We start from the raw sequence: 10955 nt of genomic DNA, 5'->3' as shown, positions 1-10955 counted from the left end.
TGAAATCATCCTGTTCTCAATTCAAAGAGTTAGAGCATGATGTCGCCTGAAAACCGCTCACACTTTTCGGCATCATGCTAAGATACCGTCGGGGAGAATGACGTGACTGAAGCGAATGGCGAATCTTTGAACGCGGAAGCCGGCCCGCCGGGCAAGCCCGAACGCGGCAAGGCCGTCAAGCTGGTCGATCGCGTCTTCGACCAGCTGCTCGAGCGGATTCGCGGCGGAAACTATCCGCCGGATTCACGCCTTCCCGGCGAACACGAACTTGCCTCGATGCTCGGTGTTTCCCGGCCGATCGTCCGCGATGCGCTGGCGCGCCTGCGCGACCAGGGCATGGTCTATGCCCGCCAGGGAGCCGGCACCTTCGTCAGCGCCCATGGCTCGCCGACGACACAGCTTGCCTATTCGCCTGTTAAGACCATTGCCGATATTCAGCGCTGCTACGAATTCCGCCTGACCATCGAGCCGGCCGCCGCCTATTTCGCCGCCAAGCGCCGCAATGAGCAGGCGATCCAGAAGATCGCCAGCGCCCTTGCGGACCTGCGCGAGGCGACCAGCCATCAGCTTCACCGCACCGACGCCGATTTCATCTTCCATCGCGCCGTGACCGAGGCTGCCAACAACCATTATTACACTGCCTCGATCGATGCGCTGAAAGCCCATATCGCCGTCGGCATGCATCTCCACGGCCTTTCCCTGCTCGGCCCCCGCCAGGGGCTGGAACAGGTCTATGAAGAGCATAACGCCATCTACAAGGCGATCGCCGATGGCCGGGCCGACGATGCGCAACGGCTGATGAAAGCACATCTCGAAGGCTCCCGGGACCGTCTGTTCGAGGGCAGGGTGCTCGACTTGTCCTTCTGAAGGGGCATGGGGAGCGGGTTTGCCCCGAACGAAGCATGGCGCAGATCGTCGCTTGCCGCCGCGACGCGGGTTCGTCGTAGCGGGTCCGGCACAGAGCTTTGGTAGGCCGACGGGCTGATGATCGCTCGGTACGCTATGGCCTGAGGTGACCCCAGGACGGATCCCACACAACGTCTTCGACAAGATCGACGAAGATCGGGGCACCGTTGGTGTCGCGATGGGTTTCAGCCAGCCTGAAGGCTGCTTCAGGTTCCATTTCCTCGCCGGGAAAGATCGTATCGTCGTGGTCCGTGTCTGCGACCTCGCTGACGTATCCCCTGATCTGGCTTCCCGATCGATAGAGCTTGACGATCAGCGACCCGGCCGGGACGGGGCCCGGGGAATAGCTGACATATTCAGACATATCTGCCGCCTCCTCATTCGGCTTCGTACCAGTGCGCCGGGTCCTGATTTTCGCGGCGCCTCCGAGTGAGGCGATAACCAAATGCTTCACATGGATCTGCTGGGGCGATCAACCACTAAACTTGCGGATGCGCAGAGAGTTCCCGCTCTGTCGCGTCGATCGATCCCGCCTCGCTCTAGAAACCGAAGGGGAAGGTTTCCTGATCGCCCGTCCCGGACTGCCGAGCGATGAGTGGCGAAAGCGCGTGCGTTTCATCGAACCAGAGGAAGGCGTCGTATTGCCGCGACAGCGATGCCGACATGTAGTGGCTCAGCCGTTCGGTTTCCGGCCTGTAGATCACCCCTATGAAGCGCTGAAGCCGCTGTTCGACCAGGCTTGCGTGCAATTCCTCATCGGCCCTGAGGTCGAGAAGAAATCGCGGCTTTGCCGTGTCGTGACATAAACGCTCGCAGCTCTCCGGAAGCGACGGGTTCATCTGTTTCGCCTCCGCCTGCCCCTCCCAATCGTCAGCGGCGATCACCTCGCCGCAGTGTGTTCCCAGCCCTATGAGGCTTGTCATCTCGTTGAAGCGCTGCCGGCATAGCTGACCGAGGCTCAGTTCGTCGCGGGCGGTTGCCATATCCGTGTAGCGGGCGTCGCCGATGTGGGAGTTGTGAGCCCATATGATGATCTTTGCCGCCGGTCCGTGAAAGTCGAGAAGATGCTCGACGGTGTCGGCCATATAGGTGTCGCGCAGGTTCCAGGCCTGAGCACCGCCATAATACATAATGCGATAATATCGTTCGGCGGCGGCGAGCAGTCTTGCGGACTGGACGGCGTTTAGAAAATCATCGTCACCTGAGGCCGCATCATCCAGCGATCGCGTCAAAAGCTCCGTGCATTGCTTCAGCACCGCATCCTCGCATGATCGATAGGCTTCGGTCAGCACGGCCCGACCATAGGTCGCGGGATTGCTCTGCCAGGGACTGAGGCAGCCATAGCGCTCCTTGGCAATCTTGGCGGTTTCCGGGCTGACATTTTCGAGATAGTCGAGGACGGAACGGATCGACCCGGACATATTATAGAGATCCAGGCCGTAAAACCGCACCGGATCCTTGTGCGACGCTTTGCGCCGTTCGTTTTCCTCCTTCATCCAGCCGATGAACCGCGAAAACTCCCGGTTCCGCCACATCCACGTGGGAAAGCGGCCGAACGGCTGTCCGTCTCCCGGTGCCCGACCATTTATCCAGTGGTCAATGGCGGCCGCATCCGGCCAATCCGCTTCGACTGCAATGAGATTGAATCCGTGATGATCGATAAGATGCCGGCTGATGGCAGCCCGCGTCTCATAAAATTCGGCGGTGCCATGGGTGGATTCGCCAAGCAAAACGATGCGGCTGTCGGCAAAACGATCAAAAAGGGCGGCAAAGCCCTTGTCGTCGATCGAGGAAAATTCTTCAGCCGCGGCCGAGATGAATTTGCTGGATGTTTCCCCTGTGCGCAATGACGGGGCTGTCGCCGTATACATCGGATGGGCTGTAGTCCAGGCATCCTCGCCGATCAGCGGGACGAAAAGGACGCCGCCCAGATCTTCCTCGTCGAAGGTGGATGCCCCCGTGCGCGTGATGCGTTTCAGGCGCTGTTCGTCCCTGCGGCCGACCGGGATGATGAGCCGCCCACCGAGATCCAGCTGCTCCTTCAGGGCGGCCGGCACCTCGGGTGCGCCAGCGGAAACGATAATCGCATCGAAAGGAGCGGCGTTCGCCCAGCCCTTGCTGCCGTCGCCCACCCGGACGTCGACATTGCCGTATCCCAGCTTTTCAAACCGTTCTCTGGCTTGAAGCGCCAGCCGTTCATGGCGTTCGATGGTATAGACGTGCCTGGCGATCCGGCTGAGGAGGGCCGAGGCGTAGCCGGAACCGGTTCCGACCTCGAGCACTTTGTCGCCCGCACCCAGATGGGCCTTCTCGATCATCAGAGCGACGATGAAAGGCTGCGAGATCGTCTGACCCTCGCCGATCGACAAGGGCGCATCCTCATAGGCGAATTCCTCGAAGCCCGGATCGACGAATTTCTCGCGCGGCACTATGCGCATCGCCCTGACGACGCTTTGATCGCGAATGCCGCGACGCACGACATGGTGTTCCACCATGTGGTCTCGCATGCGGTTCATATCCATGGGATCACCTCCGCTCCAGGAGAAAACAGCCGAAAGCAGGTGGTTGTTCCGAAGCAGCGGCACCGATGGCCTGGGTTCGTTTGCCGCCACGGTTTTCTTACGCACCGCATCGCTGCGCCCGTCAGCACGGCATCGATTCTAACACGCGCCGGAGGCGGTATCGAACGTCTCCGCGCTGTCCGGCGGATCGCGGACCATTTGATAATCCGACGTGCAGCAGCGGAACTTAGTGTGAAGAGCGAAGTTGGACAGGCATCAGCAAGAGGCGCGCCCATGTCCAGCAATTCGCTTGTCAACGAACCGGTCGAAGATCTCGCCTCCCGCCTGGAGACAATGACGGATGACGAGCTGTTCGGGACCATGAACGATCTGGAAAAAGCGAGCAACGCTGCCGAGGAGGGCGACGCGGTAGAAGAGATTATCTCCCGCATTGCTTTGGCCGAAAGCGAGATCGAGCGGCGCTATCCCGGTCGACTGCTCGCACCGTATCGCGAATGGAAGCAAAGGCAACCGCTGCTGTGACTGTTGTCGGCCGGTTTGCGCCACAAAAGACAACCGATGGAGATTTCGATGAGCAGTTCCGAGACAACGACGGACCACAGAAAAATTCGCAAATGGGCGGAGGACAGGAAGGGCAGGCCGGCGGCCATCCGGACCGCCGGCAAAGGCGGCGTCCTGCGCATCGATTTCGGGGACAAGGAAGAAGAATTCGACGAGATCGGCTGGGACGAGTTCTTCAGAATCTTCGACGAAAACAAGCTTGCCTTTCTTTACCAGGATGAGACCAAGGATGGAAAGACAAGCCGCTTCAACAAATTCGTCGAGCGTGACTGAGCGCCTTGACGCGGCGATCGGATCGCCGCGTTCCTGCTGAGGATCCTTGTCGCCATGGACCGCTTTCAGCAAGCCTGTCGATCACTCAGGCATAGGCAAAACTTTTAGTCGCACCGACCGACGGAACATTTCGTGCCATGACTTTCAGATCCTCGCGAACCATCTCCGCAACCAGCTGATCAAGACTGGTTTCATGTTTCCAGCCAAGCTGCGTGTGCGCCTTCGTCGGATCGCCAATCAGAAGATCAACTTCAGTCGGGCGGAAGTAGGCTGGATCGATCTCCACGACACACTGACCGGATGTCTTATCGTATCCTTTTTCCTCGACACCGCTCCCACGCCAATCAATTGGCATGCCCACCTTGGCAAAGGCCTTGTCCACAAAGGAACGAACCGAGTGCGTTTCGCCGGTCGCAAGGACATAGTCCCCCGGTTCGTCCTGCTGAAGCATCAGCCACATGCCGCGGACATATTCTCGTGCATGTCCCCAGTCGCGCTTCGCATCCAGATTGCCGAGATAGAGCCGGTCCTGCAATCCAAGATGGATCGCAGCCGCCGCCCGGGTGATTTTACGGGTCACGAATGTTTCGCCGCGGATCGGGCTTTCATGATTGAACAAAATCCCGTTCGAGGCATGCATGCCATAGGCCTCGCGATAATTGACGACAATCCAATAGGCATAGAGCTTGGCCGCCGCGTAGGGTGATCGAGGGTAGAAGGGTGTCGTTTCGCTCTGCGGAACTTCCTGAACCTTGCCGTAGAGCTCCGAAGTGGACGCTTGATAGAAGCGGGTCTTCTTGGTCAACCCAAGGAGGCGAATTGCTTCCAGCAGCCGCAGGGTGCCGGTTCCATCCGCGTTCGCAGTATATTCCGGCGTCTCGAACGAAACTTGGACGTGGCTCTGTGCGGCGAGATTATAGATCTCGTCCGGCTGTGTTTCCTGTATGACGCGGATGAGATTGGTTGAATCGGTCATGTCCCCGAAGTGCAAAATGAAGCGAGGATTGTCGACATGGGGATCCTCGTACAGATGCTCGATGCGACTGGTGTTGAAGGACGACGAACGTCGTTTGAGGCCGTGGACGATATAGCCCTTGTCCAGCAGCATTTCGGCCAAATACGCACCGTCCTGGCCTGTTATACCCGTTATCAGCGCAACTTTTCGGTTCTTTTTCATTCCCGTATCCATGATTGCTCTCCAACTCGAATACAAATGCAGAAGCAGATGATGCTGTATTGTTGTGCAGCTTCAGAGAAAATCGGCGTTTGAATCGCACGTGCGGTGTATTTATACCTTGAAGTTATAGTACTTCATCAAGGATCTCGAAAACAGCTCTGAGTCGCTGAAATTATACAGCGCGTGCTGTTTAGGATTTACGCTGTTGATCGCGACAATGATTTCCGAATTTCGCGGGCTTTTCATTTGTTGCAGGCTGAACTCGACCGCGCGGCGGCTCGTCTTTCCCCATCTGACGACTGCCAGTGTTCTTTCCGCCAGCGCAGTCAAAAGCACCGTGTCCGTCGAGGCGAGCACAGGCGCGCTGTCGAAGATGACGATCCGGCCGGCCGCGCCCGCCATTTCGATGATTTCTGCCAGGCCATTCGAACGGACCCGCCGCTGAAGACTGAACTTGCCGGATGGAATGAAATCGATACCGCTTGGATGGTGGTCGACGATGTCGCGGATATCGGCGTGGCCATTCAGGAATTCGTTCAATCCCTGCTGTAGCCCCGACTTGAAATAGGACTCGAGTTCTCCCCGTCGAAGGTCGCCGTCGACCAACAGCACCGGAATTGCCGCGGCGGCGAGTTCCATAGCCAGCGATCTTGCGATAAGCGACTTGCCTTCTCCGCTGTGAGCCGACGTAACGACGATACTGTTCGGCAACTTGCCCCCGTTGGACTGTTTGAGTGTAAGGATCACGGTGCGGATTGCTTCGTCAAACATCGGGACCTGCACATGTCCGAAAATCGTCTTCGGATTTTCCTTCCGCGCCAGCCGCGGGATAAGCCCAGCCGGTATCGTGCGGGCCATTCCTGCTATTTGGTCGAAACTCCGGATGGACCGGTCCCACATTTCAACCACGAAAGCAGCCGTTACCGCTGCCGAGATTGCAGCCAGAAGGGCGCTCACCAGATAGAAAAGCCGTCCACGGCCCTGCGATGCGAGCGGCACCGAAGCCGGTGATAAGACTTCCAATTCGGCTGCGGGAAGCTTGGCTTTGCCGACGAGGTCACGGCGCTGGTCCTCAAACTTTTCGAGCGCCGTTTGTTCCTTGTCGGCGATCCGCTGCAGTCGCGTCAATTCCGTTTGCACGAGGGCGTCGCGTGCGCGTTTTTCATGAGCGACATCCAGGACGGATTGTACTGCGGCAGCCTCATGGTCAAGCGCGGCGAGCTTGGCGCGCATTGTTTGCAGATATTGCTTGGTCGCCAGGTTGAGATCGGCGCGGGATTTTTGGATTTTCCCGCGCAAATCCACGACGGCCTCGGCATTGCCGTCGTACAGTTCAAGCAGACGGGCAAGATCTGCCTCCTGTGCGTGAAGATCACGTTGCTTTGTGGCAATGTCGTCCGGGAGGGCGATGTTCTGCACAGCGACCGAAGCGCTATCCGCTGCCTCAAGCGTCGATATCACCGCCTTTACCTCAACCCGGCTTTCCTCAATTTTCCCTTCGCGGCCGGTGAGTTCTATAAGTGATTTGAGCCGTTCATCCTGAGCGTCCTCTTTCGAGACGACGTCCATCGATTCTTGATAGTTTCGGGCAGCCTCGCGCGCAATATCCGCGCGAGCCTTCTGTTCGGAGATGCGCTGCAGGATCCATTTTTCCGCTGAATCGAGTCGGCTGCGGACATTGCCCTTCCGCTCATCGAGGTAGATGCTGATGACACGGTTCGGAACCGCGGCTGCGAGTTGAGGGTCATTCGTGGTGAAGCTGATCTGGATAACGTTGCTCTTATCTTCGTGCCAGACGCCGAGCGCCCTAAAAAATTCCGGGATGACGGCGTCGATGCCGTCGCGCACCGGCTCGGCGGGTTTTCGCGGATCGAACAGGCCGCGCAATTTTGTCCGGATGCTCTCAAAGAATGAGGGCTCCCGCAGCGCTGGATTGAATTCCGGCCGCAGGTTAAGCCGCAACTCGCGAACGACCCGCTCTGCAATACTTCTGGATAGAAGCCGCTCAGTTTCCGCTTTCGCGTCAAGCATATCACCGCTGCTGGTATCCTCCTCACCAAGTGTCTTTGCGAGAGGCTGGTGGATAATCAACCGGGCCCAGGCCTGATAGGCGGGCTTCATCCCGGAGATCGTAATCGCCGCGGGCGCCACCAGCAGCACGGTTATCGCAATGATCATGACCATTCTTCGCCGGAGCAGACGAAAGGCGGATGCGAGGTCCAGGTTATCCGCCTTGGTCTCTACCTGAGCGCGAGGATCGTATCGCATCGACGAGATCGGAAGGTTGCGGTCCGGCGGAAGAGTGGAAATCGTCATCGTGCGTCAACCCATGCTTGAGGTTTCGCGGATACGGTTCCGTAAAGATTTTCGAGCGACCGCATATAGGCCATCATGCTGAAATGGTTGAGATAATGTGCGCGTCCCTGGACGGAGAGGCGGATGCATAATTCTGGATCAGACACCAGCTTTGCCAAAGCCGCCGCCAGGGCATTCTGGTCTCCTACCGGCACGAAGATACCGGTCTCGCCATCGGTAATGACTTCGTCATGCGCCCCGACGCGCGTGGTGACGACGGCGAGCCCATGGGACAGTCCTTCGAGCACGGCCATTGCCAGCCCTTCGGCGTGCGACGGCAAGACCAGAATATCTGCACGCCCACACAAGGCTCGCGCCTCACCGGCGTCAAGCCAGCCAGGCATTTCGACCCGATCGGATAGCGCCATGGCGTCAGCCACACGGCGATAATGCTCGACAGGGCCATCGCCGGCCAGTACGGCCCGCCACCGGAGTTCTTTCATAAGCGGGTGGCTCAGGGCTGACAGAAGCTCCGTGACACCCTTGCGTTCGCTCAACCGGCCGAGGAATACGATCAACGGTGTCCCGCCGCCGCGAATATTGTGCGTTCCGGGATCGGGGACGCAATTATGGGCAACGACCGCGCGGCGCTCGTCGACACCGAGAAGCGTTGTCAGCGTCGCGCGATCGCGCTGGCCCAGTGCCACGACGCGGTCGGCATTCTGAAACATCCGGCGGATGAGCCGTTGTTGACCCGGCGAGCGTTGCGCGAAATCGCCGGCGTAATCGTAGTCGTGAAGGTGCAATATGTGGCAGCACCCTAGCAAACGGGCAGCCGCGGTCAGGATCAGTTTGCGGGAGGTGCTCCCGCGGCCAGCGATATGGATATGGTGAATGCGGTCAGGCGCAACGATCCGGTCCTTTGCCATCGTCAGGATGGCACCGGCCAGTCGCGCCGGCGATGTCAATTTTGACCACCGAACCCCTCTCGTATCGGTGACGAAATGCTTGGTGCCGGTCTGTTTTGCCGTCTCTGTTATATAGCCGACGAGCCGGCCGATGCCGCCGCCGTTCTCGCAGCCGCCCGGAAGATAGTGGCGGACGCTCGCAGCGCTGCGTGCCGTCAGCCCGCTTCTGTCTGTGAGGGCTTCCATCAGCATGACCCGACCACCTCCCGATAAACTGCTGCGGCCTGGCCGCCGACCCGTTCAGGCGAATTCGGCCCTTTGGCCCATTCGAGCGCATTGGCGCCGAGCTTGTTTCTGAGCTCGCCGTCCTCTGCCAGTGCCCTGATCGCTGCCGCGAGCTCTTTGGCGTCTCCGGGAGGGACCACCATTCCCAGCCCGTTGGGCTGAACGGTCTCCCGCAACTCGCCGACGTCAGTAACGATGACCGGTTTGCCAAATGCGGCGGCAAGGTTGAGCACGCCGCTTTGGGATGCTTCCGTATAGGGAAGCACGACAATATCGGTGTCCAGGAAAAGCTGGGCGACCTCTGCATCTTCGATAAAACGATTGCGAATATCATAGCGGTCGGCATCCCCCATAAGCGGCAGGAATATCGCCGGATTGTCGCCACGGCCCGCGACCGTGACGCGCAGGTTGGGGAGCACGTCCTTGAGCATCGCCTCGGCCCGGACCAGATGTTCCAGGCCCTTATAGGCAAAAATCCGTCCGAACAGCAGGACGCGTATCGTTCCGTCCGCCTCGCGCGGCGCCATTTTCTGTCGCCGGGCGAGTTCCGCATAGCGAAGGATGGAGGGATGCGACAGAACATGGACGCAGTCCGGCGATTTTGCATATCGATCGAGGACCATCCGCTTCAGTCCCTGGCCATGCACGACAAGGTGTCCGGATTGCTTCACCATCAGTTCGGGGGCCCAGCCGGGCAATGTACGCGTATCGGAGTCACCCGGATGGATTTCGACGTCGTGGATGGTCGTCACAAGCGGGATCGGGCGCCAGAACGGCACGGCGAAGTTCAGCCAAAGCGTAGAATTGCTGAGGAGATGAATAAGGTTCGGCTGTTCGCGCCGGATCAGCCGCGTAAGCTGATACAGAAACCACGGATTGGAGAGAGAACGGTGTCTCGGCCAGTCCAGAAGGTGCAGGTCGACAGCCGGGTCGAAGGAAGAGGCGAGATGTGCATAGCGCCGGCGCGGCACGGCAAGCACGACATCGAGGTGCTGGGCGACGCCGCTGGCAAAGGAGATGGTATAGTCTTCCAGTTCGGAAACCAACAGCAGCGCCTTCATTTCGCTACCCCCGACAAGCCGACGTCCAGACCGAGCCGTGACAGGCCGCGCGCCGAGCGCAGGCTGTCGCGCGTCCGCCTGAGCAGGTTCGGTTCGCCGGCAAAGAACAGGCCTTCGACGGCAAGCTTGAACCGCGTGAGCGCATCGGCGCCCTGCAGCTTGGCCGACGCGATGCGATAGGGATAGTGGTCCCTCAGATGTAGTCTCGCCGGCAGGTCATGGGCTGAGAGAAACAGGTTCGTTGCTTCAACGGTATGCTGCCAGTGCGTCATCCGTCTCCTGAGCGTGGCGGCATCTTCGGCAGAGCGGTACCAGTTGTTATTGTGGATACGGTAGAAGCCCAGCGGATCCGGCATGGCAATCACGTCCCCCAGAAATGGATAGATCCCTACGAGCCAGGCGTCGGCCGATATGCGGAACTGTTCTGGAATGCTGCCCGCGGCATTCCAACTGCTTCGCCGTACCGCGATGGCCGACGTCATCGGAAAAGGCCACCAGCCCGCCGATCTTGTAAGCAGCGGCGACAAGGCACCCGAACACAGGGTTCGAGGGATCGGCTTGGACGTCGGGGTGCCATCGACAAGCGTCGGCTGCAGCCGGTGATAGACAAGCGATGCTCGAGGGTTTGTCCGGAAGGCTGCAACCGTCGCCGACAGCTTGTTCGGCGCCCACCAGTCGTCGGCGTCCAGGAAGCAGAGGATCTCGCCGGCGCTCGATCCTACCGCGGTATTGATCGCAGCGGCCTGTCCCGCGTTCTCCTGAAAGATCACCTTCACCCGGTTGTCATAGGCTTCCAGAACGGAGCGCGAGTCGTCGGTAGATCCGTCATCGACAACGATTATCTCGACGTTGCCCTCGGCCTGGCTCAGCACGCTGTCGATCGCCCGCCCGACAAAGCGTGCGTAGTTGTAATTATTGATGAGGACGCTGAGGGTCGGCCGCTCCATGACGCGCTCTCAGGCAGGTT

10 protein-coding genes are annotated in these 10955 nt (G+C 59.3%); 3 read left to right on the top strand and 7 right to left on the bottom strand.

Features of this window, described 5'->3' with window-relative positions:
• Positions 1–102: 102 nt before the first annotated feature.
• Positions 103–867: a FadR/GntR family transcriptional regulator gene (locus CO671_RS20780; RefSeq protein WP_064696735.1), complete on the top strand. Its 765-nt coding sequence runs from the start codon at positions 103–105 to the stop codon at positions 865–867.
• Between the two features lie 133 nt (positions 868–1000).
• On the opposite strand, the gene CO671_RS20775 is transcribed toward CO671_RS20780, so the two are convergent.
• Entirely contained in the window at positions 1001–1270 is a 270-nt protein-coding gene (locus tag CO671_RS20775; protein WP_097607513.1) for a hypothetical protein, read from the bottom strand.
• A 175-nt stretch (positions 1271–1445) separates the two neighbouring features.
• Positions 1446–3428, bottom strand: coding sequence for a protein-L-isoaspartate(D-aspartate) O-methyltransferase (locus CO671_RS20770; RefSeq protein ID WP_097607512.1), 1983 nt, complete (start codon positions 3426–3428; stop codon positions 1446–1448).
• 273 nt (positions 3429–3701) lie between these two features.
• On the opposite strand from CO671_RS20770, the gene CO671_RS20765 reads away from it, so the two are divergent.
• On the top strand, positions 3702–3950 hold the full coding sequence (locus CO671_RS20765) for a hypothetical protein (protein ID WP_064685191.1): 249 nt from the start codon (positions 3702–3704) through the stop codon (positions 3948–3950).
• A gap of 48 nt (positions 3951–3998) precedes the next feature.
• Entirely contained in the window at positions 3999–4262 is a 264-nt protein-coding gene (locus CO671_RS20760) for a hypothetical protein (protein WP_097607511.1), read from the top strand.
• Positions 4263–4347: 85 nt separating this feature from the next.
• Here CO671_RS20760 and gmd read toward each other — a convergent pair whose 3' ends face one another.
• The 5 genes from gmd to CO671_RS20735 all read right to left on the bottom strand — a co-directional run bounded on the left by gmd (position 4348) and on the right by CO671_RS20735 (position 10935).
• Positions 4348–5451: a GDP-mannose 4,6-dehydratase gene (gene gmd / locus CO671_RS20755; protein ID WP_097607510.1), complete on the bottom strand. Its 1104-nt coding sequence runs from the start codon at positions 5449–5451 to the stop codon at positions 4348–4350.
• Positions 5452–5550: 99 nt separating this feature from the next.
• On the bottom strand, positions 5551–7755 hold the full coding sequence (locus CO671_RS20750; protein WP_097607509.1) for a polysaccharide biosynthesis tyrosine autokinase: 2205 nt from the start codon (positions 7753–7755) through the stop codon (positions 5551–5553).
• A complete protein-coding gene (locus tag CO671_RS20745; protein WP_097607508.1) occupies positions 7752–8894 on the bottom strand; it encodes a glycosyltransferase family 4 protein in 1143 nt (380 codons plus the stop codon). Before CO671_RS20745 ends, CO671_RS20750 begins: the two co-directional genes overlap by 4 nt.
• Positions 8888–9988, bottom strand: coding sequence for a glycosyltransferase family 4 protein (locus tag CO671_RS20740; RefSeq protein WP_097607507.1), 1101 nt, complete (start codon positions 9986–9988; stop codon positions 8888–8890). Before CO671_RS20740 ends, CO671_RS20745 begins: the two co-directional genes overlap by 7 nt.
• The gene (locus tag CO671_RS20735) at positions 9985–10935 is read right to left on the bottom strand and encodes a glycosyltransferase (protein ID WP_097607506.1); all 951 of its coding nucleotides are present in this window, start codon (positions 10933–10935) and stop codon (positions 9985–9987) included. The genes CO671_RS20740 and CO671_RS20735 overlap by 4 nt, the downstream gene beginning before the upstream one ends.
• Positions 10936–10955: the final 20 nt, after the last annotated feature.

Source organism: Rhizobium sp. M10 (genome assembly GCF_002531955.1).
Classification (GTDB): Bacteria; Pseudomonadota; Alphaproteobacteria; order Rhizobiales; family Rhizobiaceae; genus Rhizobium; species Rhizobium etli_C.
The sequence above is the reverse complement of the archived record's forward strand: the minus strand, read 5'-3'. Positions and strand labels throughout refer to the sequence as shown.

Bases quoted from the DNA above. Each gene is read 5' to 3' on its own strand.
- CO671_RS20775 (WP_097607513.1), bottom strand. From the start codon at position 1,270: ATGTCTGAATATGTCAGCTATTCCCCGGGCCCCGTCCCGGCCGGGTCG.
- CO671_RS20765 (WP_064685191.1), top strand. From the start codon at position 3,702: ATGTCCAGCAATTCGCTTGTCAACGAACCGGTCGAAGATCTCGCCTCC.
- CO671_RS20735 (WP_097607506.1), bottom strand. From the start codon at position 10,935: ATGGAGCGGCCGACCCTCAGCGTCCTCATCAATAATTACAACTACGCA.
- gmd (WP_097607510.1), bottom strand. From the start codon at position 5,451: ATGGATACGGGAATGAAAAAGAACCGAAAAGTTGCGCTGATAACGGGT.
- CO671_RS20745 (WP_097607508.1), bottom strand. From the start codon at position 8,894: ATGCTGATGGAAGCCCTCACAGACAGAAGCGGGCTGACGGCACGCAGC.
- CO671_RS20770 (WP_097607512.1), bottom strand. From the start codon at position 3,428: ATGGATATGAACCGCATGCGAGACCACATGGTGGAACACCATGTCGTG.
- CO671_RS20740 (WP_097607507.1), bottom strand. From the start codon at position 9,988: ATGAAGGCGCTGCTGTTGGTTTCCGAACTGGAAGACTATACCATCTCC.
- CO671_RS20760 (WP_097607511.1), top strand. From the start codon at position 3,999: ATGAGCAGTTCCGAGACAACGACGGACCACAGAAAAATTCGCAAATGG.
- CO671_RS20750 (WP_097607509.1), bottom strand. From the start codon at position 7,755: ATGACGATTTCCACTCTTCCGCCGGACCGCAACCTTCCGATCTCGTCG.